Annotated in this window: 24 protein-coding genes and 1 pseudogene; 7 read left to right on the forward strand and 18 right to left on the reverse strand. The window is 56.9% G+C overall.

The window, feature by feature from the left end; all coding sequences use genetic code 11:
* Positions 1 to 24: 24 nt before the first annotated feature.
* The 5 genes and pseudogenes from ACZ1G7_RS11660 to ACZ1G7_RS11680 all read right to left on the reverse strand — a co-directional run bounded on the left by ACZ1G7_RS11660 (position 25) and on the right by ACZ1G7_RS11680 (position 4,693).
* Positions 25 to 2,477 (reverse strand): annotated as a pseudogene (locus ACZ1G7_RS11660) (GcvT family protein).
* Between the two features lie 11 nt (positions 2,478 to 2,488).
* Positions 2,489 to 3,112, reverse strand: coding sequence for a LysE family translocator (locus ACZ1G7_RS11665; RefSeq protein ID WP_472659569.1), 624 nt, complete (start codon positions 3,110 to 3,112; stop codon positions 2,489 to 2,491).
* Positions 3,113 to 3,117: 5 nt separating this feature from the next.
* Positions 3,118 to 3,501: a GFA family protein gene (locus ACZ1G7_RS11670; RefSeq protein ID WP_472659570.1), complete on the reverse strand. Its 384-nt coding sequence runs from the start codon at positions 3,499 to 3,501 to the stop codon at positions 3,118 to 3,120.
* The gene (locus tag ACZ1G7_RS11675) at positions 3,501 to 4,121 is read right to left on the reverse strand and encodes a LysE family translocator (RefSeq protein WP_472659571.1); all 621 of its coding nucleotides are present in this window, start codon (positions 4,119 to 4,121) and stop codon (positions 3,501 to 3,503) included. The genes ACZ1G7_RS11670 and ACZ1G7_RS11675 overlap by 1 nt, the downstream gene beginning before the upstream one ends.
* Positions 4,121 to 4,693 carry a helix-turn-helix domain-containing protein gene (locus ACZ1G7_RS11680; protein ID WP_472659572.1) on the reverse strand — a complete coding sequence of 191 codons (573 nt, stop codon included), beginning with the start codon at positions 4,691 to 4,693 and terminating at the stop codon, positions 4,121 to 4,123. Before ACZ1G7_RS11680 ends, ACZ1G7_RS11675 begins: the two co-directional genes overlap by 1 nt.
* Before the next feature lie 293 nt (positions 4,694 to 4,986).
* On the opposite strand from ACZ1G7_RS11680, the gene ACZ1G7_RS11685 reads away from it, so the two are divergent.
* Positions 4,987 to 5,613, forward strand: coding sequence for a hypothetical protein (locus tag ACZ1G7_RS11685; RefSeq protein ID WP_472659573.1), 627 nt, complete (start codon positions 4,987 to 4,989; stop codon positions 5,611 to 5,613).
* A 67-nt stretch (positions 5,614 to 5,680) separates the two neighbouring features.
* Here the strand turns inward: ACZ1G7_RS11685 and ACZ1G7_RS11690 are convergent, their stop codons facing one another.
* Together ACZ1G7_RS11690 and ACZ1G7_RS11695 are read right to left on the reverse strand one after the other, a co-directional pair.
* A complete protein-coding gene (locus ACZ1G7_RS11690; RefSeq protein WP_472663720.1) occupies positions 5,681 to 6,139 on the reverse strand; it encodes a GAF domain-containing protein in 459 nt (152 codons plus the stop codon).
* The gene (locus ACZ1G7_RS11695) at positions 6,136 to 7,308 is read right to left on the reverse strand and encodes a thiolase family protein (protein WP_472659574.1); all 1,173 of its coding nucleotides are present in this window, start codon (positions 7,306 to 7,308) and stop codon (positions 6,136 to 6,138) included. Before ACZ1G7_RS11695 ends, ACZ1G7_RS11690 begins: the two co-directional genes overlap by 4 nt.
* Positions 7,309 to 7,401: 93 nt before the next feature.
* Here ACZ1G7_RS11695 and ACZ1G7_RS11700 point away from each other — a divergent pair, with 93 nt between their 5' ends.
* From ACZ1G7_RS11700 to ggt, 3 genes are all read left to right on the forward strand, one after another.
* A complete protein-coding gene (locus ACZ1G7_RS11700; RefSeq protein WP_472659575.1) occupies positions 7,402 to 7,746 on the forward strand; it encodes an STAS domain-containing protein in 345 nt (114 codons plus the stop codon).
* Positions 7,747 to 7,833: 87 nt separating this feature from the next.
* Positions 7,834 to 8,214 carry an ATP-binding protein gene (locus tag ACZ1G7_RS11705; RefSeq protein WP_472659576.1) on the forward strand — a complete coding sequence of 127 codons (381 nt, stop codon included), beginning with the start codon at positions 7,834 to 7,836 and terminating at the stop codon, positions 8,212 to 8,214.
* Between the two features lie 517 nt (positions 8,215 to 8,731).
* The gene (gene ggt, locus ACZ1G7_RS11710) at positions 8,732 to 10,312 is read left to right on the forward strand and encodes a gamma-glutamyltransferase (RefSeq protein WP_472659577.1); all 1,581 of its coding nucleotides are present in this window, start codon (positions 8,732 to 8,734) and stop codon (positions 10,310 to 10,312) included.
* A gap of 6 nt (positions 10,313 to 10,318) precedes the next feature.
* Here the strand turns inward: ggt and hspQ are convergent, their stop codons facing one another.
* A complete protein-coding gene (hspQ, locus tag ACZ1G7_RS11715) occupies positions 10,319 to 10,648 on the reverse strand; it encodes a heat shock protein HspQ (protein WP_472659578.1) in 330 nt (109 codons plus the stop codon).
* Positions 10,649 to 10,734: 86 nt separating this feature from the next.
* Here hspQ and ACZ1G7_RS11720 point away from each other — a divergent pair, with 86 nt between their 5' ends.
* Positions 10,735 to 11,616, forward strand: coding sequence for an AEC family transporter (locus ACZ1G7_RS11720; protein ID WP_472659579.1), 882 nt, complete (start codon positions 10,735 to 10,737; stop codon positions 11,614 to 11,616).
* An 87-nt stretch (positions 11,617 to 11,703) separates the two neighbouring features.
* The gene (locus ACZ1G7_RS11725; RefSeq protein WP_472659580.1) at positions 11,704 to 12,288 is read left to right on the forward strand and encodes a transglycosylase SLT domain-containing protein; all 585 of its coding nucleotides are present in this window, start codon (positions 11,704 to 11,706) and stop codon (positions 12,286 to 12,288) included.
* On the opposite strand, the gene ACZ1G7_RS11730 is transcribed toward ACZ1G7_RS11725, so the two are convergent.
* The 4 genes from ACZ1G7_RS11730 to ACZ1G7_RS11745 form a co-directional block, all read right to left on the reverse strand.
* Positions 12,285 to 12,893: a LolA family protein gene (locus ACZ1G7_RS11730; protein WP_472659581.1), complete on the reverse strand. Its 609-nt coding sequence runs from the start codon at positions 12,891 to 12,893 to the stop codon at positions 12,285 to 12,287. The genes ACZ1G7_RS11725 and ACZ1G7_RS11730 overlap by 4 nt on opposite strands.
* A 76-nt stretch (positions 12,894 to 12,969) precedes the next feature.
* Positions 12,970 to 15,735, reverse strand: coding sequence for a DNA translocase FtsK (locus ACZ1G7_RS11735; protein WP_472659582.1), 2,766 nt, complete (start codon positions 15,733 to 15,735; stop codon positions 12,970 to 12,972).
* A 16-nt stretch (positions 15,736 to 15,751) separates the two neighbouring features.
* The gene (locus ACZ1G7_RS11740; RefSeq protein WP_472659583.1) at positions 15,752 to 16,933 is read right to left on the reverse strand and encodes an aminotransferase class I/II-fold pyridoxal phosphate-dependent enzyme; all 1,182 of its coding nucleotides are present in this window, start codon (positions 16,931 to 16,933) and stop codon (positions 15,752 to 15,754) included.
* Positions 16,934 to 17,060: 127 nt separating this feature from the next.
* Positions 17,061 to 18,392, reverse strand: coding sequence for an amidase (locus ACZ1G7_RS11745; RefSeq protein ID WP_472659584.1), 1,332 nt, complete (start codon positions 18,390 to 18,392; stop codon positions 17,061 to 17,063).
* Between the two features lie 48 nt (positions 18,393 to 18,440).
* Here ACZ1G7_RS11745 and ACZ1G7_RS11750 point away from each other — a divergent pair, with 48 nt between their 5' ends.
* Entirely contained in the window at positions 18,441 to 19,700 is a 1,260-nt protein-coding gene (locus ACZ1G7_RS11750; RefSeq protein WP_472659585.1) for a UbiH/UbiF/VisC/COQ6 family ubiquinone biosynthesis hydroxylase, read from the forward strand.
* Here ACZ1G7_RS11750 and ACZ1G7_RS11755 read toward each other — a convergent pair.
* From ACZ1G7_RS11755 to ACZ1G7_RS11780, 6 genes are all read right to left on the reverse strand, one after another.
* Entirely contained in the window at positions 19,697 to 19,882 is a 186-nt protein-coding gene (locus ACZ1G7_RS11755; protein WP_472659586.1) for a Trm112 family protein, read from the reverse strand. The genes ACZ1G7_RS11750 and ACZ1G7_RS11755 overlap by 4 nt on opposite strands.
* The gene (locus ACZ1G7_RS11760) at positions 19,879 to 20,520 is read right to left on the reverse strand and encodes an LON peptidase substrate-binding domain-containing protein (protein WP_472659587.1); all 642 of its coding nucleotides are present in this window, start codon (positions 20,518 to 20,520) and stop codon (positions 19,879 to 19,881) included. The genes ACZ1G7_RS11755 and ACZ1G7_RS11760 overlap by 4 nt, the downstream gene beginning before the upstream one ends.
* Before the next feature lie 26 nt (positions 20,521 to 20,546).
* The gene (gene trxA / locus ACZ1G7_RS11765; protein ID WP_472663721.1) at positions 20,547 to 21,461 is read right to left on the reverse strand and encodes a thioredoxin; all 915 of its coding nucleotides are present in this window, start codon (positions 21,459 to 21,461) and stop codon (positions 20,547 to 20,549) included.
* Positions 21,462 to 21,512: 51 nt separating this feature from the next.
* Positions 21,513 to 22,301 carry an exodeoxyribonuclease III gene (gene xth / locus ACZ1G7_RS11770; protein WP_472659588.1) on the reverse strand — a complete coding sequence of 263 codons (789 nt, stop codon included), beginning with the start codon at positions 22,299 to 22,301 and terminating at the stop codon, positions 21,513 to 21,515.
* 95 nt (positions 22,302 to 22,396) lie between these two features.
* Positions 22,397 to 23,356, reverse strand: a complete 960-nt coding sequence (locus ACZ1G7_RS11775) for an alpha/beta fold hydrolase (protein ID WP_472659589.1) — start codon at positions 23,354 to 23,356, stop codon at positions 22,397 to 22,399.
* A 111-nt stretch (positions 23,357 to 23,467) separates the two neighbouring features.
* Positions 23,468 to 24,154: a response regulator transcription factor gene (locus ACZ1G7_RS11780; protein ID WP_472659590.1), complete on the reverse strand. Its 687-nt coding sequence runs from the start codon at positions 24,152 to 24,154 to the stop codon at positions 23,468 to 23,470.
* Between the last annotated feature and the right edge of the window lie 78 nt (positions 24,155 to 24,232).

Below are 24,232 nucleotides of genomic sequence, written 5' to 3' on the forward strand. Positions count from 1 at the left end.
CGCCGGTCACATGCGAAACGCTCATCATGCGCGGATACGCTCGTTGGCCGGATCCCAGACCGGTTGGTCTTCTTGCACCACTGCCTTCAAGCGTTTGCCGAAGACTTCCACCTCAAGCTCTGTCCCGGGAGCGGCCAGTTCGGCTTTCACAATGCCAAGGCTGATGCATTTGCCAGTGCGGTAGCCCATGCCGGAGGATGTGACCTCGCCCACGACCTCGTCGCCATTCCAGACGGTCGACATATATGGCGCATCCTGCTCCCCGGGTTCCATCACCATAGTGACAAAACCCTTTTTGCGTCCCTGCTGCTTTTCGTTCTGCAGCGCCTGTTTGCCGGGGAAGTCTTGTGGCTTGTCGAAACGAATGAACCGCTCCATTCCGCCTTCGAGCAGGGTGTAATCCGTGGACAGATCGCCTTTCCAGGTGCGGTAACCTTTCTCCAAACGCATGGAATTCAGTGCGTACATCCCAAACGGCGTTGCACCAGCCGCACGCACCGCGTCATAGACAGTGGCGCTGTGATCAAAGGCGCTGTGGATTTCCCAGCCCAACTCCCCCGCGAAGGAGATGCGCATCAGCTTCACAGGCTTGCCCGCGATCTCGCTGTCCTGATGGGTCAGCCAGCCGGTGGTCAGATCCGCATCGGGCGCAAGGCTTGCGATCATGTCGCGCGATTTGGGGCCTGTGACCAGCGCCACGGACCAATCCTTGGTGATGTCGGTCATCGTCAAGGAGCCGTCCGCTGGCAAACGCCCTTTGAGGAATTCCAGATCATGCCACTGCGCAACCGCCGCTGTCATCAGCCAGAAATCATCCTCACCGAAGCGAATGATGGTCACCTCTGTCACGATCCGCCCGCGCGAGTCCGTGAAATAGCCAAGGTTCATCCGGCCCGCTTTTGGCAGCGCCCCCGCGATCTGGCCGCGCAGCCATTCAGCGGCACCTTCACCTGACAGAGTGTAGCGAGAGAAACCCGGCATATCCAAGACGCCGGCGCTGTCGCGGCAGGCCTCAACCTCTTCCTTGATCCGAGCTTCCCAAGGGCCATTGCGGTCCCAGGTATGTGTCGCCTCCTCGGAGGTGTCATCGCCGTCTTTGGCGAACCAATTGGCGCGTTCCCAGCCGTTGTAGGCGCCCATTTGCGCACCAGACGCCAGCAGCGTGGCGTGGTTTGGCGATAGCTTCTTGTCGCGCCCGGCGGGCCATTCGTGATGCGGGAAATGCATCGCGTATTCGTGGCCGTATGTTTCCAGCGCCTTCGACAGGCAGTAGTCGTGGTCAGCGTAATCGGTGTAACGACGCGGATCGACGGCCCACATGTCGTCTTCAGTTTCGCCATGCATGATCCATTCCGACAACACCTTGCCCGCGCCGCCGCCTTGGGCGATGCCGAAAGTGAAGGAATGCCCCTCGTAAGCGTTTTTGACACCGGGCATTGGGCCGATCATCGGCAAGCCATCGGGCGCATAAGGAATTGGCCCGTTGATGTTGCGTTCGACCCCGCCTTCGCCCAGCAGCGGCAGGCGTTCCATCGCATCTTCGATGTAGAACTCAAGGCGTTCCAGATCATCGGGGTAAAGCTGGAAGGAGAAGTCTTCCGGCATCGGATCATCTGGCGTGACCCAATGGGCCTTACAATTGCGCTCATACGGGCCAAGGTTCAGCCCTGCTTTGTCCTGACGCAGGTAGTAGCTGATATCCACGTCGCGGATCATGGGCATCTTATGGCCCTTCTCCTTGGTCCATGCTTCCAGCTCCGGTATCTGTCCAGTCAGGAAATACTGGTGCGACATGACGACCATCGGCACGGTGCGGCCACCGAAGGGCTTGAACATCTCGCCCACGCGCTGCGCGTAGTAACCGGCGCAGTTGACGACCTTCTCGCAGCGGATATCGCCCTTGTCGGTTTTCACGATCCATTCGTCGCCGTCACGGTCAATGCCGGTCACGGGGCAGAACCGTTCGATCCGTCCGCCTGCGTCGCGCGCGCCCTTTGCCAGAGCCTGCGTCAGCTGCGCCGGGTCAATATCACCATCGAGCGGATCCCAGAGCCCACCTTCCAGATCATGGATTTCCATGAATGGGTTGAGCTCCTGCATTTCCTTGGGCGTCATGATGTCCATTTGCAGGCCCTGATACCGACCCATACCGGCGACGCGCTCAAACTCCTGCATCCGCTCCTTGGAATGCGCCAAACGCAGCGCACCCGTGACGTGGTAGTTCATCGGATAGTCCACCTCGTCCGCCAGCGTGCGGTACATCTCCAACCCGTAGCGTTGGATGTTCATCACCCCCATGAGCCCGCGAAGTTCGGGCAGTTGCCCGCCGCGTGCCATGTGGACCCGGCTGTCAGCTCATTCTTTTCAAGCAGAACGCAGTCTTTCCAACCGGCCTTGGCCAGATGGTAAAGCGTCGAGGTGCCGACAGCACCACCGCCGATGATGACCACACGGGCCGTTGTTGGAAAATCTGACATGGCTGTCTCCCTCAGTCGATTATCAGACGCGCCGCTAGGCCGCCAAAGAGTATTGCAGTGATTTTGTTCAAGATGCGCACCCGCGTGCGCAAGGCGTCCGCAAAGGTGCCGGTGATGATCGCAAGCGTCATCGCAAAGATGAAACCATTTACTAGAAAGATCGCGCCAAGGATCAAGATTTGCATCCAAATCGGACCAATCGCTGGGTCCGTAAATTGTGGAATGAAGGCAAAGATAAACAGCGCCGTTTTGGGGTTAAGCACGTTCGTGACAAAGCCACGCCCGAAGGCGCGCTTCATACTTTGCGCGGATTTCGTGTCTGCAAGAGCACCGGACGCGGTCCAGCTTTGCCACGCGATATAGAGCAGGTATGCCGCGCCGACATAGCGCACCAAATCATAGGCCGCTGGATTTGCGATCAAGACCGCAGACAGACCGGCCGCCGCCGCGCCAATATGCACCAAAACACCAATGTTCACTCCAAGCGCCGCGCAGATGCCAACTTTTGGGCCCCCTGCGATTGAAGACGCGCTGATGAAGACAAAATCGGCACCAGGTGTGATGTTCAGCAGCAAGCCCGCGAGGACGAACGCCACCAATAGGGCCGGATCAAAGCTGAAGAAGACCTCAAGCATATGTATCAGTACCTCTCAATGTGGGGCGCATCATCCGCAAGCGCGTAGTAGCAGCCTTTGTCGCGGGTGAAGATATGCTTGCCGGGCTTCAAATCATTGGGCTCTTCGATGCAGCCCGCGGCTATGCCGACGCCGTCCTCATCGTTCATCCGGTAAAACAGGCTGGAGCCGCAGGCGTTGCAAAAGCCCCTCTTGGCGAAATCGGACGAGGTGTACCACGTCAACCCCTCATCAGCGGTGAAGTTCAACGAAGCCCAAGGCGCGCGCGTTGCGGCCCATTGATGCCCGCTGGTACGGCGGCATTGGCTGCAGTGACAGAAGGTGACTTCGCGCCGCAGTTCAGGAACCTCAAAAGCGACCGACCCGCATTCGCAACTGCCTCGATACATCACGCCCTCCCCGGTGTGGAGGCACTGCCCAAGAGGACGCCGTAAATGACAAAGCAAGCCGCCATCACGCGGCGGACCCAGATATTCAGAATTGCGCTCATAGCGGACCGACCAAGCCCGGCGCCGATGGCCGTGTAGGTCAGATAGCTGGCGACGGTGATGGCCAAAGCTGTAGGCATGATCACCCACATTTGCGACCAGACCGGCACATCGGGTTGCACAAATTGGGTAAAGGCAGCGAAGTAGCCTGCGACGGATTTAACGTTGATTGTCGCGATCAAAAACGCACGACCGTAAATCGAACGGGCGGACACATAGCCAGGTGCAACGGGCTTGCCCGCGTTGAGCCAGCCACGGATGCCGAGATAGATTAAGAAACCGGCGCCGATCAGCTTGCCGTAGAAAAATGCTTCGGGGACGGAGGCCAGCAATGCCGTGATGCCCGCGGCTGAAAGCAGCAAAAATATCGTGGCTTGGGTCAGGATACCCAACACACCCCAAAGCGAACGCTTAAATCCGTGCGTCATGCCGTTGGTCACGCAATTGACCGCATTGGGGCCCGGCGTGGTGACTAAGACCACCCAGAAAAGCGCGAATATGACCCAGCCCTCAAACGACATCAGTACACCGGCGGCGCAATAACCCAGATCACAACGGCCGGATCTGGGTGCGGGTTCATCCAACGGAACGGTTCACCCTTCACACGAAAACTATCGCCTGCGTTCAGGAGGTGGGTGGTGCCGTTAATCCAAAGGTTTAGCTTACCGGAGACCACATAACCGACCTCCTGCGTCGGTCGCATAACCGGGTCGACGATTTCGGCACCGGGCTCAAAAGTGGAATGCACCATCTCAAAATCATCGGTCAGATCCGGGGAAAGAAGCTCCTCGACCAGCCCAGCCTCACGTGAGCCAATCGGGCGGCGCGCACCAGCACGCACGACGTAGCCTTGCTCCTGGAACGGGACCGCGCCTTGGCGAAACAGGCTGGAGACGGAGACATCGAGCGCCTTAGCAACCATCCTTAGATCGGTCACACCGGGTTCGGATTTGTCGCGTTCCACTTGGCTGAGCCAACCGACAGACCGCCCCAATTTGTCTGACAGCTCGATCAATGTCATCCCGCGCGCCTTTCGCAGGGCGCGGAGGTCTGCGCCAAGCGTTTGGGTCCGGGATGGCGTGTCGAGTTTCATGCAGCGCTGCGATCTCGTGAAATTTTGTCTCCGAATTTCACGTAATGGAAAAAACGCGAGTCGTGCAAGCTTTTTCGCAACGCCACTATTTTATGCATCTCTGGCGTCCTCAAAGCAGCGCCGCTACGGAGATCGGGCGATCACTTTGAAACCGGCGGATAGCCGCGCCGCCCTAGCCGACAAACCTGCCAAAAGTCGCGCATCTGCCTCCGGCGCGGTTGAAAAAAATGAACCGCGCAAATCTCCTATTTTACGGATTTTGGATCGAATTTTTTATTGGGAGCTATTGCAAAATGAGCCTTCATTCACTCGCGGACACGGTTTTAAGCGACACAGAAACCTTCCTAAAAACCAGCCTAAGATTTATTCATTTCATCGGAATGGCTTTGGGGCTGGGCGGCGCGACCTTGATGGACCTGATCATGCTGCGCTTCCTCCACGCCAAACCTTTTACCCCCGAAACGGCCGCAGATCTGGCCTTCGCCGCAAAAGTGGTGACCGCCGGACTTGTTGTACTTTGGGTCACCGGATTGGGATTTTTGGTATATTACGCAAATTTTGAACCGGATAAACTGAGCAACCCCAAGGTGCATGCCAAACTGCTGATCGTTTTGGTTCTAACCTTCATCGGCCGCCTGATACACACGCTGGTCTTGCCCACGATGCAGAGCCAAATCGGGCAGCCCATTTTGCCCGGCTTGTCCCGGCGGCGGCGATCGCTGTTTATCATTTGCGCCGCAGTGTCCGCGACGTCTTGGTATTTTCCAGTCGCATTGGGTGCGTTCTCTCAACTTAACAACACCGTCCCGATGTATGAACTGCTGGCGGTCTATGGGTGTTTGACCATCGCCGCGACACTGCTGCTGTCTTTGATGTTGCGCGCTATGTCGCGCAATGTTCGCAATCATAGCCCTGCCTGAGGAGGCGCCGCAGACAACGACGAGGCAAAGATGCGCGCCGCGGGCGCTCATTCAGGTCAGAGCAGCGCTAGGATGCCTGTGCGAAACATGCATCCAGAATGCGCGAAAGCTGCGTTGCATCCTCTTGCGAAAACGCGTCTGGTTGGTCGCTATCGATGTCAAACACCGCAAGCAAATCGCCTGCGCCATTGACGACAGGCAGTACCAGTTCTGACCGGGTTGAGGACGCACAGGCGATGTGACCTGGGAATGCGTCCACATCCGCCACCAGCTGCACCTCGCCCGTACGCGCCGCCGCCCCGCAGACCCCGCGCGAAAACGGGATGACAAGGCAGCCATGCCCACCTTGATAGGGCCCGATCTTCAAAAGCTCAGGCCCCACGACGCGGTAAAACCCGGTCCAGTCAAACCGCGCGTCGCTGTGATGCACTTCGCAGGCGATAGTTGCCATCAACGCGACCGCGTCGGTTTCGCCCTCAGTCAGGCTGGCGATAACCTGGGCGAGTTCGGTGTAATTGACCATCAGTCGCGCTCAATCGCGATTGCAGTGCCTTCGCCGCCGCCAATGCAGATCGCGGCGACCCCACGTTTCAGCCCGCGCGTTTCCAGCGCATTCAGCAATGTCACCATGATACGCGCACCAGACGCGCCGATCGGGTGGCCCAACGCACATGCCCCGCCATTGACGTTCACCTTGTCGTGGTCGATCCCCATTTCATGCATGAAGGCCATTGGCACAACGGCGAAGGCTTCATTTACCTCCCACAGGTCGACGTCGTCCTTTGTCCAGCCAATACGTGTCAGCAGCGATTGGGCAGCCGGAACCGGTGCGGTCGTGAACCAGCCTGGCGCTTGCGCGTGGGAAGCATGCCCGACGATGCGCGCGCGAATTGGCAAGCCATGATCTGCCGCGGTTTGTTCCGACGTTATCACCATTGCTGCTGCCCCATCGGAGATTGACGAAGAGTTGGCTGCCGTAACCGTACCACCCTCGCGGAAGGCAGGTTTAAGCTGCGGAATTTTCTCGGGGCGCGCCTTAGCTGGCTGCTCATCTGTCGTGATCGTGATGGGCTCGCTGCGCGTCGACTGGGTCACTGGCGTGATCTCTTGGGCGAATGAGCCCACGCTCTCAGCCGCCAACGCGCGGTTTAGCGAAGCAAGCGCATAGGCGTCTTGAGACTCCCGCGTGAACTGGAATTTTTCGGCGCAATCCTCAGCAAAGGAGCCCATAAGGCGGCCCTTGTCATACGCGTCCTCAAGCCCGTCCAGAAACATCGAATCCTGCACATTTTGATGCCCAATCCGCGCGCCGCCCCGCATTTTCGGCAATAGATACGGCGCAGAAGTCATGCTTTCCATGCCGCCTGCGACCATTGTATCCGCATGGCCCAGCGCAATTTGATCATAGGCCATCATCGCGGCCTTCATCCCTGATCCGCACATTTTATTTAGGGTTGTTGCCGGTACATCTTCGCCCAGACCTGCTGCAAAACCTGCTTGCCGCGCGGGCGCCTGCCCTTGCCCTGCAGGCAAAACGCATCCCATCAAAAGTTCATCAACAGTTGAAACTGTTGCCTGTTCCAGAGCCGCACTAATCGCCGCCCCGCCAAGCGTCGATGCGCTGAGATTTGCGAAATCCCCCTGAAAGCCGCCCATCGGGGTCCGGCTGGCCCCGGAAATCACAACGCGCCTCATCGCTAAACTCCTCCGAAAATTGTCCGTTGTTGCATACCGAATGGTAACGAATGGAGTCTAGACGTGACGCTGTTGAATTTTCGGAGCCGAACAATGGACCTTAGCCGCCGTCACGAAGACAATCTTTTGATACTCACGCCAGAGTCCGACCGGATCGATGCAGCAAGCGCCATCCATCTTAAGGATCAGTTTCGTGCCGCTGTCGAAGATTGCAACACCAGGGTGGTTATGGACCTGTCAGGGATCAGCTTTATGGATAGCAGCGGGTTGGGCGCTATGGTGTCCGCCTTGAAACTGCTAAAAGGGCGCAAGTTGGAACTTGCGGGCCTGACACCTGTCGTCGCGAAAGTTTTTAAACTCACGCGCATGGACCAGGTGTTTATTATTCATGAAAACTTGGGCGCTGCGCTAAACGCCGATGGCGCCAATGCAGCATGAATACCCCCCAAAGCCACGCTAAACCAGCAAGGTCCAGGGACACTGCTTGCTATATTCAAAGGGCAAACAGGCGGGTATGGCATCCGCATGCTGATGGCTGAAATACGTGAAGCGCTGCAAGAAAAAGAAACGCTTTCGATGGAATTGCTCAGCAATGCAGAGCTTGTGATCAGCGAAGTGCTCAACAATATTGAAGAACACAGCTACGGTTTTGAGCCAGACTGCCCGTTGCGTGTTTCTGTCTCGCTTATGGGAAATAACAGTCTGGAAGTCGAAACCCAGGATTTCGGCGAGCCGATGCCGGGGCTAAGTCTGCCGCCCAAAAGCCTGCCAAATACAGACGTCCCGATAGAAGACCTGCCCGAGGGCGGGTTTGGCTGGTTTCTTATCCATACCCTCGCTCCAGAAACGACATATGAACGGGTTGGGCGGCGCAATATTCTGACGTTTAGGCTTCATGAGGATTGAAACAGCGGATTGGGAGCCAATGCCAAAGAGCTTACTGTTTCCATCGGATAAACGTTCGCCAGAGATTGTTTTCTCAAAACATCGCGATGCCTAATTTCTGACATGCTTTTCACCAATGGACGGCCCAATTCGACGCGATACAGGAAGGGTAGCTGCATAGCTTCCCTCGGCGTCGCGTTTATCAGCCCCCACCCAGATGCGTGGCGCCGAGGAACCTAAATCCCCGCAATTTATGACGCATCGTTGCTCAACGCCATATTGCAATGTCGCGTTTTTTTGTTTTCGCTAAACCCTCATAGACACTGGTAGTCGAGATGCTGGATCGCTTGGCATAAGCCGGTGCTATCCATTCGCTCCACTGCAGCGGGATGGTTTAGCTTAAACAATCAGAAACTCGCAAATCATTGATATCGAGCGGAATTTGCTCCCAAGCCGTGCGATTTATTCAGCCTGCGTCTAGACAATCGCCCCGCGTCTCTTATCGTACGATCCCTAAACGAATTCACAGCAGGTCCCCATGCGCGATTTCCATCTTCCCGGCCGTTCAACGGTTTTCGCTGAAAACGGCATGTGTGCCACGTCGCATCCTTTGGCGGCTAAGGTCGCGATCCAGATGCTAGAAGCGGGTGGAAACGCAGTAGATGCAGCCATCGCGGCCGGGCTTTTGCTGGGAATTTGCGAACCGCAAATGACCGGGATCGGGGGTGACTGTTTTGTTTTGGTCAAACCCGCTGGCAGCGAAGATATCATAGCGCTCAATGGGTCGGGCCGTGCCCCAGCGGGGCTTGATGCAGCGAAACTACGCGATGCTGGTCAGAAAACTGTCCCTCTTTATACCGCTGAAGCTGTGACCGTCCCGGGTGCGATCGACGCATTTTGCCGCCTATCAAAAGACCACGGCAAGATTGGGCTTAAAGCGACTGTCGCTCCGGCGATCTACTATGCCGAGAAGGGCGTCCCGGTTGGACCCCGCACAAGTTTTGATTGGGTGGAGGCGGAAGCAACGCCGCAGGGCGCAGCAAAAGATTTCTATCTTTTGAATGGTTCTGCGCCTACGCCCGGTCAGGTGTTTCGCGCCCCGGCCCAGGCAGAGGTGCTTCGTTTGATCGGCGAACACGGGCGGGCTGGATTCTACGAAGGCGAAGTCGCGCAAGACATGGTGGCATCGCTTCAAGCCGCTGGCGGGACGCATACACTCGATGATTTTGCAGCAACCGCCAGCGACTACACAGATCCAATTTCAGGCGACTACAAGGGCACTGAGTTGGTCGAGCACCCACCAAACGGCCAAGGCGCGACCGCAATCTTGATGAACAACATTTTGGCGCAGTTCGATATGGCGACGATGGACCCTATGGGGGCCACCCGAGCGCATATTGAAGCGGAGGCCGCGAAACTCGCCTATGACGCGCGCAACCGTTTCTTGTCAGATCCGGACCACATGGCGCGGCTGGATCACATGGTTTCACTTGAAACGGCCGCTAGATTGGCAGCGCTGATCGATCCCAAACGCGCGATGCCATCAGCCGCACAACTAACCGAGCAGGTTCACAAAGAAACAATCTACCTGACAGTTGTTGATCGCGACCGTATGGCGGTGTCGTTGATCTATTCGATTTTCCACAGCTTCGGCTCCGGCATTGCATCGGATAAGTTCGGTATCTTGTTCCAAAACCGAGGCGCAGGTTTCACGCTGGAAGACGGACATCCCAACGAGGCGAAGGGTGGAAAACGGCCCATGCACACCATCATTCCCGGCATGTTAAAACGAGATGGTAAGGTCATCATGCCATTTGGCGTGATGGGCGGGGCGTATCAGCCCAATGGACATGCTCGGTTCATGACAAACATGGTCGATTTCGGCATGCATCCGCAGCAGGCGATTGACGCACCGCGAAGCTTCTCAGACGCAGGCGACATGAAGGTTGAACGTGGATATTCAGATGCCGTGCGGCAAGAGCTGAGTGATATGGGGCATTCGGTCAGTATCCCCGAAACACCGATTGGCGGCGCGCAAGCGATCTATATCGATCCTGACACTGGCATGCTTCAAGGCGCATCGGACCCGCGCAAAGATGGCTGTGCCCTAGGTTACTGAACGCGCTTAGTTAAAGTCGAATTGCAACGGATAGCTGCTGCGCCCGTCAAATGTGCCAAACATCGCGCCCAAATCCGGATGATGGACAGGCTCGCCAGTTGAATCCAAAATCAAGTTTTGCTCGGACACATAGGCCACGTAGTAGCTTTCGTCATTCTCCGCCAAGAGGTGATAGAAAGGTTGATCCTTCCGCGGGCGCGAGGCCTCAGGGATCTTCTCATACCACTCATCTGAATTTGCAAATTCGGCATCGACGTCGAAAATTACGCCTCGAAACGAGTGCTTTTTGTGACGAACGATTTGGCCAAGCGTATATTTGGCGGACTGTTTAAGCATAACAATTGCAACCCCTTGTACCGCTAGATAGACCGAGCAAGGCGGGTTTGTCTATAAAATCAGTCTCAAAATTAAGGAAACAGTCTGTGAACCTGGCTCTGACAGTGCTGGAAATCGTGGCGCCGGTCTTCCTTTTGGCGGGGATCGGTTTTGCCTGGGTCAAGCTGGGTTTTGAGTACCGAATCGAGTTCGTCACGCGCATGGCCATGACTCTGTCTGTGCCTTGCTTGATTTTCGCGGCCCTGATGCAAACCGACATCGCGCCGAGCGCATTAACAACTGTGTTTCTGGCCACGATCGTCACTTATGGGCTCATTACGCTGGCCTGTTTCGCCTTGGTGAAACTGGGCAAGTTGGAAACCCGAACCTTTCTGGCCCCGCTGATTTTTGGCAATACCGGCAATCTTGGCCTGCCCTTGGCGCTGTTTGCGTTTGGCGATGAGGGTTTGGGTTATGCCGTCGTGATCTTTGCGATGATGGGCATCTATTCCTTCACATACGGTGTTTGGCTGGTGTCAGGCGGGGGCGATTTGCGGAAGGTCGTGCAAGAACCTTTGGTCGGCGCCACGCTTCTCGGCGCATTTTTTTTGTGGCAAGGCTGGGAAACGCCACGGTTTCTGACCAACACAATCGAGCTTATCGGCCAGATGGCCATCCCTTTGATGCTGATCACCTTGGGCGTCGCCGTTGCACGGCTGAGCCCCGGGGCCGTGACGCGCGCGATTGTTTTGTCAGCCGTGAAGGTGGTCATATGTGCATCGGCGGCCTGGGGTGCCGGCACGTATTTCGCATTGCCGCCGGTGGCTTTGGCGGTTTTGATCTTGCAAGCGACGACGCCCGTGGCGGTGACATCCTACCTTTTGGCGGCAAAATATGAGGCGGATTCAGACCCTGTTGCAGGGCTTGTCGTCGTTTCTACCTTGATGTCGGTAGGCTTTATCCCGCTGCTTCTCGCATTTTTGATCTAAGCTGAGGCATCACACGCTTTGCGAAGCGCGCCTTTTGGCGTATCATCGAACAAACGCCGGTAAACAGGCATTAATACGAGCAGGCTCATGTTTCGACCTTTCCGCGCTATGGCGCTTCTTTTGTTTTTGGCCGCATGCGGTTCATCTGGCGGCAACGCGCCGCGCAATCTCGACAATGCATGCGCGATCCTCAACCAGAACCCCAGTTGGCTGCGGGAAATGAAGCAGGTTGAACGTAAGTGGGGCGTGCCGACCCATGTGTTGATGGCCACGATCTACCAAGAGAGCAAATTCATCGCCGACGCACGCACACCACATCAATACGCGCTTGGGATCATCCCGAAGGGGCGGCAATCGTCCGCATACGGGTTCAGCCAGGCTTTGGATGGAACTTGGAAGGAATATCAACAGGCCGAGGGCGGGTTCCGCGCCAAGCGCAATCGCTTTGGTGACGCCGTTGATTTCATGGGCTGGTATATGGATGGCAGCGAGCGGCGCTTGGGCATCTCAAAATTCGACACCCGTAACCAGTATCTGGCCTATCACGAAGGGCGGACCGGCTTTTCGCGGGGCAGCTACAACAGCAAATCCTGGCTATTGCGCGTCTCGAACGAAGTCGCTGCACGCGGCGAAACCTACCGCGCACAACTGATTGGTTGCGGCAAGATTTAGTCGGACAGCCCGCGTGAATTCATTTCCTGGGTGATGCTAAATTTGATCGCCGGGATTGAGGCCGTTTCCTTAAGTTCCTGCAGAATAACGGTCGTTTTTGAGCCGTATTCATTAGTGATGACCCATTGGCGCAGCTGCACCGGATCGCCCGTGAACTTTAGCTGAATATTGCCGTATTGCGGGTTTTCAGGGTCTTGCGCAGTGACAACCGTCGCTTCGCCTTCTTCAGAATGACCGACGATCATGCGTGATTTATTGAAATCAATATTTCGCGCGAGGATCAGGTTCAGGGGCGTGCGTTTCAGCGGGAATTGGTCGGGTGCAACATTCGATTTAGGGTCGAAAATAGCGACCGTGCTGCCGCCCGCGAGGACCAGGCTTTTATTGGGCGGATCATATTCAAACCGTGCCCGGCCCGGGCGTTTGATGAAAATCGTACCCGTATCGATAGAGCCATCATCGTTGATCTGCGTGAAGGCGCTTGTTGCGGATTTTATGCCGTTGATATAGCGCGCAAGATCGTTGAGCGGGATTTTGTCAGCCAAAGCAGGCGCGGCCAAAGCCAGCGTCATCAAAGGCGCGAGGAACATGTGTTTCATCATCATACACTCTTAGTTAAGCAAAAAGGGGCGGGTTAAAACCCACCCCTCTTCACAATTCTGAAATGTTGCGACACATCGCCTAGTTTTGCTCTGGGACCAAGATTTCGCGTTTGCCTACGTGGTTGGCAGGAGATACGAGGCCTTGCTCCTCCATCTGCTCAACCAGCCGCGCGGCTTTGTTATAGCCAATCGCCAGTTTGCGCTGAATGTAGGAGGTTGAGCATTTGCGATCCTTGATAACGATCTGCACCGCTGTGTCATAGAGTGCATCTTCGCCGTCCGTGTTGCCGCCAAGGCCTAGAACCTGATCGATATCTGAGGATTTTTCCTCATCCGGACCCTCAACGACACCAGACATGTATGCAGGTGGCCCGAAGGATTTGAGGTGGTTAACGATTTCCTCAACCTCCTCATCGGACACAAACGGGCCGTGCACGCGTGTGATTTTGGACCCGCCAGCCATGTAAAGCATGTCGCCCATGCCCAGCAGCTGCTCAGCCCCCATTTCGCCCAGAATAGTGCGGCTGTCGATTTTCGACGTGACCTGGAAAGAAATCCGCGTTGGGAAGTTAGCCTTGATCGTGCCGGTGATCACATCGACCGAGGGGCGTTGCGTGGCCATGATCAGGTGGATACCGGAGGCACGCGCCATTTGCGCCAGACGCTGGATACAGGCTTCGATCTCCTTGCCTGCGACCATCATCAGGTCAGCCATCTCATCGACGATCACGACGATATAGGGCATGGCTTCGGGCTGGAATTCCTCAGTCTCAAAGATCGGATCACCAGTTTCATCGTCGAACCCGGTTTGTACGGTGCGCGAGAACATCTCGTTCTTCGCAAGCGCTTCCTTCACGCGGCCATTGTATCCGTCAATGTTGCGAACGCCCATTTTGGACATCTTGCGATAGCGCTCTTCCATCTCGCCGACGGTCCATTTCAGCGCAACAACGGCCTTTTTGGGGTCTGTTACAACCGGAGACAAAAGATGCGGGATGCCGTCATAAACGCTGAGTTCCAGCATTTTAGGGTCGATCATGATCAACCGACATTCTTCCGGCGTCAGCTTATAGAGCAAGCTCAGGATCATCGTGTTGATGGCCACGGATTTACCGGAACCCGTGGTCCCCGCGATCAGCAGGTGGGGCATCTTGGCAAGGTTTGCGACGATGCTTTCGCCACCGATATCCTTGCCCAAGGCCAGCGGCAGTTTCTGCGTACCATCGCCAAAGTCGCGGGAGGCAAGGATTTCGCGCAGCACGACCATTTCGCGCTTTTCATTTGGCAGCTCGATCCCGATGACGGAGCGGCCCGGCACAGTTGAGACACGCGCACTTAGCGCGGACATGGAACGGGCGATATCATCGGCCAAGCCGATAACGCGGGAGGCTTTCAAGCCGGGTGCTGGCTCAAGCTCATACATGGTGACGACTGGGCCCGGACGGACCGAGACGATCTCACCTTTGACGCCGTAGTCATCAAGCACCGCTTCCAACATGCGCGCGTTTTCTTCCAACGCTTCGTCAGACAGCACGTGGCGCTCAACAACCGCTGGGCTGGAGAGAAGCGCAAGCGGAGGCAGTTCAAAATCGCTACGGCCGTCACCGAAATTCAACGCAGGTTGCGCCTCGGCTTTGGCACGGGTCGAGGGCGCGGGCGCCTTGCGGACCGGTTGCTGCACAACGGCTTTTGGCTGCGGGGTGTAGACTTGGCGTTCAACCTCTGGCGCGATTTCCGGTTCTTCAAAATACGCGTCTTGCACAGGCTCCGCTGGCGAAATGTGTAAAGGATCAGGGCCACGACCGCGTGTAAGCTGTGGTTCAGCACGCATCATGGGCGCGCTGGTGTCCGCCTCCAGAACCGGTACGCGCCGGGCACGGTTTTTGATGACATCGGTGATGCGGGACTTGATGCGATCCTCGGGGTCCAGTTCGTGGATCATCACCTCGTCCAGTTCTGGCTCCGGCGTGGGCTCAGTGACGCGTTTGACCAATCCCGGCATACGGGCAAAAAGGCCGGGCTTGTTGTCAATTTCGGGATCAACCACTGCGTCCGCCATCACAGGGCGATGCAGCGATGGGCCTTCCACGGGCATCTCATCTTCATAGGTAGGGGCGTTAAGCCGTGCTTCTTTGCGAGCCGCGCGCACGGCGGAGGCCTTCTGCGCCGCCATCACCGTGCCTTTGGCTGCCCCGCGGGAGGCCAAACCAAGCGCTTTCGCGATGCTGGCATAGGTCAGGATCACGCCAACGAATGCGAAGCGCGCGGCGGTGCGAATTTCTTCCTTGTCGAAGCCCAAGACGAACAGCGATAGCCCCAACAGCGCAACAAAAACGATTGCGGCCATGACTTTCAGACCAAACACAGCGCTGATGGGCAAAACACCCAAAACGGCACCAAGCACCGTGTCGCCGAACAGCCCACCAAGGCCAAAGGAATGGGTCCATTCGCTGAGCGGCACATGGGACGACGCGTAGATAGAGGCCAAAGCGACCGCCAGCGGTGCAAAAAGCAAGCGGCTGACGGCGCGTTCTTCGCCGCGATGAAGCACGAAGCGCAGGCCCCAAACCAAAGCAATGGTCGGAATCGCCCAAGCGCCAAAACCCACAATCACAAAAAGCGGGGAGGCCAACGACGCACCAAAACGCCCCAACCAGTTTTGCGCAGGCTCGTCCGTGGCAGACAACCAGCTTGGATCTTCGGGCACATAAGACACCAGCATCAACGTGACCAAGACCCCGAATGCCAGCAAGGCGAGGCCAAACAGCTCCTTGCCGCGCTGTTCAATCGCTGCTTGCATGTCGCTGTCCAAAAACGGATCGCGTTGCCTTGCCTGATACGCCATATGCTTGTTCCTCACCTTAACCGTAGATGCAGTTCTTCAGGGCCGTGAGCCCCGGCTGCAATTCTTCCATTGGGGCGACAAGCGCCGCCCTGATATATGTCTCGCCTGGGTTGCCGCCTGCCGCATCCCGCCCCAGATACGCGCCGGGCAGCACTTTGACGCCTGTTTCGGTCCAGAGCTTTTTCGTGGCTTCTTCGCCGTTGGCGACAGGTAACCAAAGGAAAAACCCGGCCTCCGGCGCTTCAAAGCCTTGAACGCCTGAAAACAGCTCATCGGCAAAGTCGAGCTTTTCGCGGTAGAGCGCGCGGTTAGCTTCGACATGGGACTCATCGGCCCAGATTTTCTCAGCCACGCGCTGCAAGGGCAGCGGCAATGGGGCGCCCGCGTAGTTGCGCAGGCTTTTCATTTGTTTGATGTTTTCCGGGCCGGACGCGCACAGGCCAGACCGCAAGCCAGCTAAATTTGAACGTTTCGAGAGCGAATTGAACAGCACCACGCGTTCCGGGTCTGCGCCGATTTCTGCGGCAACAGTTAGAACGCCGGTCGGCGCGTCTTGACGGTAAATTTCCGAATAGCATTCGTCTGCGAAGATCTTGAAGTCATACTGCTCAGCAAGCGCGATCAAATCGGCCCAATAGTCGCGTGTGGCAACCGCGCCTTGCGGATTGGACGGTGAACAAATGTAGCAGATCGCAGTACGGTTCAGCACGTCTTCAGGCAAAGCGCGGAAATCGGGAAGGAACCCAGTCTCACGCGTCGCGGGCACATAGACAGGGTCCGCCTCAACGGCGAGCGCCGCGACCGCGTAGACCTGATAGAAGGGGTTTGGCGTTAGAATGACCGGTTTTTCGCCATTCTTTTTCTCGGGGCACAGCGCGAGCGAGGCGTTAAACAACCCCTCCCGCGTGCCGTTCAGCGGAAAGATTTGCGTATCCGCGTCAAAATCGACGCCATAGCGCCGTTTGATCCAGTGGGAAATCGCCGCGCGCAGCTCGGGCGTCCCATCATTTGGCGGGTAAGGGCCGAAAGCGTCAGTGTTTTGCGTGATGATCTCGGTGATCCAATGCGGGAAAGGATGCAAAGGGGAGCCGATGGTCATGTTGATAGGTGCACCACCCGGCTCAAGGCCAGACAACAGCGTGCGAAGACGCGGAAACGCGTATGGGGGCAGGTTCGAAAACCGCTCTGGATAGGTCATTGGACCGCTTTTACTGCCTCAAGGAACGGGATCTTTTGCCCCGTTTTCCTCAAGTTACCCAGCCACCACGCTTCGGTCCAGCAAAACCCGGGGCGTTTTGGCAAAGCGCTTTGGCAGTTGTGTCTTTTTAGCCCAAAGTCGTCTCAGCCGCCGCCCCCAATCTTAGGAGCCGTTCCTCCGAATTCGGAGCAGAGAGGAACATGATTCCAGCCGACGGTACCTCTGTCGGCAAGCTCAACCCGGCAAGCCCCATCAGATTGCCAATCCGCGTATTGCGCAGGGCCAACAAGTTCTCGGTCACGTAATAATCGCTGTCATTCATCAAGCGATCCAAATTGGGCGGTAGAATGGGCGAGGTCGGTAAGATCACAGCGTCAAAACCCGCTGTTTTCTCGTGCCAGACCTGCTGAAGAGACTCTAACTTGGCCCAAGCCGCCAGAAAATCGCGTGCAAGCGTGTCTTTTCCGGACCGGAATCGGTTCAGAATTTCAGGGAACATCGTGTCAGGGTTGGCCTCAATCTCAGTCTGCCATTGGGCGTATGCTTCCGTGGCAAAAAGTACGCCGGACAACGCAAGCGCTTCGGAGACCTCCGGAATTTCAGAATGTGTGATCTGCGCGCCGGACTGTTTCAACCGCGCACGCGCAGCATCGAAACCGGCCTTGGGGGCGTCGCGGATATCGTCAAAAGCCTCTGTTTGCAACACCATCAACCGCGCGCCGTCCAAAGATGCGCCGCGCAAATCGGCCGGTGTACCACCTTCCAACGCCGCCAGCATCTGGGCGGCATCCTCGACGGAGCGGCACAAAGGCCCAACAGTATCGAACCCGGCGCAAAGCGGCACAGTGCCTTTGACAGACACACGCCCGATGGTGGTTTTCAGGCCCACCAAGTCGTTCCACGCCGCCGGAATACGTACCGATCCACCTGTATCAGACCCTACTGTGGACGCCGCAAGGTTGAAGGCGACCGAGGTCGCGGAACCCGAAGAAGACCCGCCAGACACCGCAGTATGATCATTCACACAAGGCGATGTCGCCGTGACAGGGTTGAGGCCAAGACCAGAAAATGCAAGTTCGGACATATGGGTTTTGCCAAGGCACACAAGGCCAGCTTCCGTCCCGTTGCGCAGGACTTCCGCGTCTTGGTTCGGCACGCGACCTTCCAGCAATTTTGAGCCCGCCTCAGTTACCGTGCCCGCACTGTCAAACAGGTCTTTCCAGGAAATCGGAACACCATCCAGCACACTACGACGCAGGCCCAGCTTGGCGCGTTCTGCGGCCGCCTCGGCCTCCGCAAGCGCGCGGTGTTCAGTCAGCCGCGCGTAAATCCTGTCGGAGAACTTATGCGTCTTGGCTGCGGCCAAATAAGCTTGCGTCAGGGCAACCGGATCAATCTCTCCCGCGCCGATCCCCCGGCCCAAATCCGATGCTGTCATGGTTAACCACGCCTCAGACATATGCTCTCTCCCTTGGATGCTTTTACGACGGTAGCGGCGCATCGGCGCATGGACAATCCCGCAAAGGCCCTCATATTGCAGGGCATGAAAGATCAATCTGATATCACTATCGTCGGCGGGGGCTTGAACGGCACCGCATTGGCAATTGCGCTCGGGCAGGCCGGCTTTGACGTAGCGCTTGTAGACAGTCTGCCTGTCGATACACGCAGTTTGGCGCAGTTTGACGGACGGTCCTACGCGCTTGCGCTTGCGTCGATCCGGGCGCTGCAAGCGATTGGTATCTGGGAAAAAATCGCCGCTGACGCACAACCAATGCTAGAAATCAAAGTCACAGATGGACGCGCCGGCGAAGGCCCTGCGCCGTTTTTCATGCATTTTGATCATGCCGAACTGGAAGAGGGCCCAATGGGCCACATGGTCGAAGATCGTCACCTGCGCCGCGCCTTTTTGGACGCGGTCGATGCAATGGACACGATCACGCATATCACCCCGGCGACCGTCACAGATCAAAACGTCGCAAATGGTTGGGCAGAGGTTACCGCCGACGGCAAGACCTTAAAATCGCGCCTTTTGGTAGGCTGTGACGGACGACGCAGCGGCGTGGCAGAACGTGCAGGCATCAAACGCAGCTTCAAAGACTACGGGCAAACGGCGCTGGTTGCCGCGATTGGCCACGAAAAACCACATGGCGGGATTGCGCATCAGTTCTTCATGCCTGCGGGACCGCTTGCAATCTTGCCTTTGACCGGCAATCGCAGCGCCATCGTTTGGGCCGAAAGCACGGCCCGCGCCACAGAATTGAGCGCGATGACTGATGACGCATTCATCGACGCGCTCAAGCCAGCTTTTGGTGATTTTCTTGGCGATATCCGCCTTGCAGGCACGCGCTTTTCCTACGCGTTGAACCTGACAGAAGCTGAAACCCTCACAACAGCGCGGGTCGCCTTGGTGGGCGATGCCGCACATGGCGTCCACCCGATTGCAGGCCAGGGATTGAACCAAGGGCTGCGTGATGCGTCTGCCTTGGCGGAGGTGGTCACAGATGCGATGCGCCGCGGCGAAGATATCGGCGCGATGGATGTTCTGGAACGTTACGCGCAGTGGCGTCGCTTTGATGCGACCCTGCTTGCGCGCGCGACGGACACATTCAACACCCTGTTTTCAAATGATAACCCCGGCATTCGCACTGTGCGTGATATTGGGCTGGCAGTGGTGAACGCATCCCCAACACTCCGTCGTGGTTTCATGCGGGAAGCGGCGGGATTGACCGGCGACTTGCCACGGCTGTTAAAGGGGCAACCGCTCTAGTCTTTGTCGAGGTTGCGCGCCTCATCCAGCAGCATGATTGGGATGCCGTCGCGGATTGGGAAGGCGATTTTGCCTGCTTTAGACACTAATTCCTGACGTTCCCCATCATAGCTAAGTGTGCCTTGCGAAACCGGGCAAACCAACCCGTCAAGCATGCGGCGATCAAATCCCAGATCACTCATTGCAACAATTCCTCGGAATGGCCGCCGCGCAGGGCAAATTCGATCAGCGTGACCAAAGTTTCGCGCCGCGTGGACAAAGATGGAGCTTCTAGCAGCGCTTGTTTCTCTTCCGGCTCAAACGGGCACAGCATGGACAGCGAATTGATCAACAGCTCATCTTCAGCCTCTTTCAAGCTGTCCCAATCTGTTTTGAGATCTTGATCAGCAAAGTATTTCTCCAGCAGGATCAGGAACTTATCGCGGTTGAATTCCTTGTCCTTCTCGACAAACCCGAGGTCACGTTCGAAGCCGCTCCAACTGACTTTTGCTTTGCGATACGGACTGAAACCAGTGATTTCTTCCTGCACGCGAAACCGCGAAATACCTGACAGGGTGATCATGTAACGCCCATCTTCCGTCTCGGAAAACTGCGTGACGCGGCCGGCACACCCGATGGCATGCAATTGCGATTTCCCGCCGGGTCCGTCATGCGGCTGCACCATGCCAATCAGTCGGGAGCTGGTTTTGAGCGTGTCCTCAAACATCTGCAAATAGCGCGGCTCAAAGAGATGCAGCGGCAAGCGCGCGCGGGGCAGCAAAAGCGCACCGGGCAACGGGAAAACCGGGATCGTGTCGGGGAGGTCAGCGGCTGAAAACATGACCTACAGCTAGCGCGCCACCACGATCAGGCAAATATCATTGACGACAAGCGACGGCGCCCATTCAGCACCAACGGATCTTCCGGCTTGAGCGCGTCAAAGACGGTAAAGAGCTGGGCTTTGGCAGCACCGTCGTTCCAGTCGCGATCGCGGCGGAACAGCTCAAGCAGATGGTCAATTGCACCTTCGGCATTGCCAGACGCATGCAGCGCAATTGCCAGATCATACCGCGCCTGATGGTCATTTTCATCGGCGGCGACTGATGCTTCCAGCTCCGCCAAGGGGCCTGCGCTTTCGGCTTGCTTACTCAGATCCAGCTGCGCTTTGGCAGTTTCCAGCTCGGGTGTCTCTTTCAGTTCATCGGGCGCGTTGTTGATCAACGCCTCAGCCTGATCAACCTCACCCATTGCCAGATGCGCGCGGATCAAACCGCCATAGGCCGCAGCGCTTGCCGCGTCTTCGCCCAGGATCGCCGCGAAGGTTTGGGCCGCATCGACAGCTGCGCCTTCTTCTAGCATTGCTTCCGCGGCCTCCAATGCTTCGTCCAGACCGCCACCGGGTTCGCCACCACCAAGTGCCACCAATTTGTCGACAAACGCCTTGATTTCCGATCCGGGCAGCGCGCCTTGGAATGCATCAACAGGTTTGCCTTGAAAGAAGGCGTAAACCGTCGGGATCGATTGGATCTGCAACTGCCCGGCGATGCCTTGGTTCTGGTCCACGTCCAGTTTGACCATCTTGACCGCACCTTTGGCGGCGATCACGGCCTCTTCCAATGCAGGGCCCAGCGTTTTGCACGGGCCGCACCATGGCGCCCAGAAATCGACGATCACCGGAACTTCTTGCGACGCTTCGATCACATCGGCCATGAAGCTCATCTCTGAGCCATCTTTGATTAGGTCTCCGGCGGGGGCAGCACTGCCTGCGTTTAATTCGAGCATATCGGCCTCGGTCATGAAAATTCTGTTAGCGCCTATATGAGGGCGCAGGTGCTAAAGATCAAATGTCGCGAAAACCGGCGCATGATCTGACGGCTTTTCCCAACCGCGCGCATCGCGCAAAACGCGTGAGCCGTGCGCGGCGCTTGAGATATCCGGCGTCGCCCAAACATGGTCAAGACGGCGGCCTTTGTCAGCGGCGTCCCAATCACGGGCGCGGTAAGACCACCAGGAATAAAGCTGGCCTTCAGGGATATCTTGCCGTGTGATGTCGACCCATTTGCCCGCCTCCATCGTTTCGCTGAGATGTTCGACCTCAATCGGCGTATGGCTCACGACTTTCAGAAGTTGTTTATGCGACCAGACATCGTCTTCACGCGGGGCAATGTTGAGATCCCCAACAAGGATCGACTTTTGTGGGTTTGTAGCGGCGAAAGCGTCGCGCATATCGGTCAAATAATCGAGCTTTTGGCCGAATTTCTCATTCACGTCACGGTCAGCAACGTCGCCACCAGCTGGCACGTAATGGTTGTGAATGGTCACACCGTTTTCCAATTTGCCCGCAATATGACGCGCATGGCCCAGCTGGGCGAAGTCTTCGGCTCCAGCCTCGACCATAGGAATTTTCGACAGGATTGCGACGCCATTATAGCCCTTCTGGCCGCGCGCAACCATGTGAGTGTAGCCGAGCGCATGGAACCCATCGACCGGGATTTTATCGACCGGGCTTTTACATTCCTGCAGGCAAAGCACGTCGGGTGCTTCTTCCTCCAGCAGCTTGAGGACAATCGGCTCACGCAGACGGACGGAATTGATGTTCCAGGTGCAGATCGTGAAAGACATGGCGGCGCTCCTGCGTTGATTTGGCGTCACGTTAATCTGAGCGCGGCGGAGTTGCCAGCGGAGCTTTGCCGCACCAAACAAACGGCGCCAGAACGCTATAGACCGTCGAGATATCTAGTCAGCGCAGCTTGAAATTCTGCGGGGCCCTCAATTTGGGGAATATGCCCGAGATCATCCAAAACTATCAGCTCAGAGCCTGGTATAAGCGCGTTCAGTTCTTCACCCTGCGCCAATGGTGTAGCAGTGTCCTCCCGCCCCCAAATGATACCAACGGGCAGGGTTAGGGTCTGATAGTGCGCCCTATCCGCGCTCAGCGCGCCTTTCGGCGGGACCAACAGGGTCGGCAACCATTGCGCAATACTTTCCGTTGCGCCGTTCACTTTGAACGGCTCTTTCAGAATGGCTAGGTTGGCATCATTTGCCGCGTCTTTGCGGTGCAAGAAACGTTTCAGCAGCGGCTTTAACGCCAACGGGTTGGTAATGGTAAGCGACACCGCCACCTCCCGCAGCCAGAGCGGGCGCAACAGCCATGGCAGGGTTTTGTCCGGGTCAGCGCCCAATCCCAAAGCCCCGTTCACGATCACAAAGCTGGCGAAAGCATCTTGCTCGCGCATCACAGCTTCCGTGGCCGCACCTGCCCCAAAGGAATGCGCCACCAGCGCTGGCTTGATGCGCATCGCTTGCGTCAACGCCAGAATACGCGCGGCTTGCTTGGTGCGGCTGTAGTCGCCTGTCTTGTCCAGTTGCGAATACCCCATCGGCGCCAGATCGAAGCTGATGGCGCGGTAGCTCTCTGCCGCCAAAGCGGTGCTGGTCTCATCCCAAAACTTTGACCACCCGACTGACCCATGCACCAGCAAAACCGGCGTACCCGTTTCTGGGCCTGTTTCGCGCACGTAAACCTCGCCCATCTCCGTTACAACAAAATATCCGCCAGCCGGCACGTCGCTGAACCGGTAGTCGCTTTCGCGCAGCACCGCAGCGCCGCGAAACCCGGCGCAGACGCAAATTAACACCGCGACTAGAACGACTAAGGACTTAACAATGATGCGCATGAATTGGCTCGCTTTCTCCCGCGATCTGGCCAAAAAAACGCCCGGGCGCAAGGCCCGGGCAGTCCAACAGGGAGGTGCCGCATCATTACCCCGACGCGACCAGGGGAACTCTTATACGTTTAGACGATAGCCGCCGGATTCGGTCACAAGAAGGCGCGCATTTGACGGTTCTGGTTCAATTTTTTGGCGAAGACGGTAGATATGTGTCTCCAATGTGTGCGTTGTCACGCCCGCATTGTAGCCCCAAACCTCATGCAGCAGCACATCGCGCGCCACCACACCATCGGTGGATCGATAGAGGAATTTCAAGATATTCGTTTCTTTTTCCGTCAGGCGGATTTTCTTTTCATCCTCAGTGACGAGCATCTTCATCGCGGGTTTGAACGTATATGGCCCAAGCTGGAAAACGGCGTCTTCAGATTGTTCATGCTGGCGCAGTTGCGCCCGGATGCGGGCCAACAGGACCGGGAACTTGAACGGCTTGGTCACATAGTCGTTGGCGCCGGCGTCGAGACCCAAGATTGTGTCCGCATCACTGTCATGACCCGTCAGCATCAGAACCGGGCATTTCACGCCTTGTTTACGCATCAGGCGACAAAGCTCACGGCCATCTGTGTCAGGCAGGCCGACATCAAGGACGACGAGGTCGTAGATGGCTTCCTTGGCCTTCTCCATCGCGTCGGTGCCGTTTGCGGCTTCGAACACGTCGAAATCCTCAGTCATAACCAGTTGATCTGAAAGGGCTTCGCGTAAATCGTCATCATCGTCGACGAGCAGGATTTTCTTCAGGTTAGCCATGATTGGTCCTCCTTGGTTGGAACGAACATCTGCAAAATGGACGACACGGACAACTCACGCGCCCGTTATGTCACGCCG

It is taken from the genome of Litoreibacter sp. JB4-2 (assembly GCF_055693445.1).

Coding starts and splice junctions, on each gene's coding strand:
- ACZ1G7_RS11775 (WP_472659589.1), bottom strand. CDS start 23,356: ATGCGCATCATTGTTAAGTCCTTAGTCGTTCTAGTCGCGGTGTTAATT.
- ACZ1G7_RS11730 (WP_472659581.1), bottom strand. CDS start 12,893: ATGATGATGAAACACATGTTCCTCGCGCCTTTGATGACGCTGGCTTTG.
- ACZ1G7_RS11680 (WP_472659572.1), bottom strand. CDS start 4,693: ATGAAACTCGACACGCCATCCCGGACCCAAACGCTTGGCGCAGACCTC.
- ACZ1G7_RS11670 (WP_472659570.1), bottom strand. CDS start 3,501: ATGTATCGAGGCAGTTGCGAATGCGGGTCGGTCGCTTTTGAGGTTCCT.
- ACZ1G7_RS11740 (WP_472659583.1), bottom strand. CDS start 16,933: ATGACCTATCCAGAGCGGTTTTCGAACCTGCCCCCATACGCGTTTCCG.
- trxA (WP_472663721.1), bottom strand. CDS start 21,461: ATGCTCGAATTAAACGCAGGCAGTGCTGCCCCCGCCGGAGACCTAATC.
- ACZ1G7_RS11755 (WP_472659586.1), bottom strand. CDS start 19,882: ATGAGTGATCTGGGATTTGATCGCCGCATGCTTGACGGGTTGGTTTGC.
- ACZ1G7_RS11705 (WP_472659576.1), top strand. CDS start 7,834: ATGCTGATGGCTGAAATACGTGAAGCGCTGCAAGAAAAAGAAACGCTT.
- ggt (WP_472659577.1), top strand. CDS start 8,732: ATGCGCGATTTCCATCTTCCCGGCCGTTCAACGGTTTTCGCTGAAAAC.
- ACZ1G7_RS11675 (WP_472659571.1), bottom strand. CDS start 4,121: ATGTCGTTTGAGGGCTGGGTCATATTCGCGCTTTTCTGGGTGGTCTTA.
- ACZ1G7_RS11665 (WP_472659569.1), bottom strand. CDS start 3,112: ATGCTTGAGGTCTTCTTCAGCTTTGATCCGGCCCTATTGGTGGCGTTC.
- ACZ1G7_RS11745 (WP_472659584.1), bottom strand. CDS start 18,392: ATGTCTGAGGCGTGGTTAACCATGACAGCATCGGATTTGGGCCGGGGG.
- ACZ1G7_RS11725 (WP_472659580.1), top strand. CDS start 11,704: ATGTTTCGACCTTTCCGCGCTATGGCGCTTCTTTTGTTTTTGGCCGCA.
- xth (WP_472659588.1), bottom strand. CDS start 22,301: ATGTCTTTCACGATCTGCACCTGGAACATCAATTCCGTCCGTCTGCGT.
- ACZ1G7_RS11695 (WP_472659574.1), bottom strand. CDS start 7,308: ATGAGGCGCGTTGTGATTTCCGGGGCCAGCCGGACCCCGATGGGCGGC.
- ACZ1G7_RS11750 (WP_472659585.1), top strand. CDS start 18,441: ATGGACAATCCCGCAAAGGCCCTCATATTGCAGGGCATGAAAGATCAA.
- ACZ1G7_RS11700 (WP_472659575.1), top strand. CDS start 7,402: ATGGACCTTAGCCGCCGTCACGAAGACAATCTTTTGATACTCACGCCA.
- ACZ1G7_RS11780 (WP_472659590.1), bottom strand. CDS start 24,154: ATGGCTAACCTGAAGAAAATCCTGCTCGTCGACGATGATGACGATTTA.
- ACZ1G7_RS11735 (WP_472659582.1), bottom strand. CDS start 15,735: ATGGCGTATCAGGCAAGGCAACGCGATCCGTTTTTGGACAGCGACATG.
- hspQ (WP_472659578.1), bottom strand. CDS start 10,648: ATGCTTAAACAGTCCGCCAAATATACGCTTGGCCAAATCGTTCGTCAC.
- ACZ1G7_RS11685 (WP_472659573.1), top strand. CDS start 4,987: ATGAGCCTTCATTCACTCGCGGACACGGTTTTAAGCGACACAGAAACC.
- ACZ1G7_RS11760 (WP_472659587.1), bottom strand. CDS start 20,520: ATGTTTTCAGCCGCTGACCTCCCCGACACGATCCCGGTTTTCCCGTTG.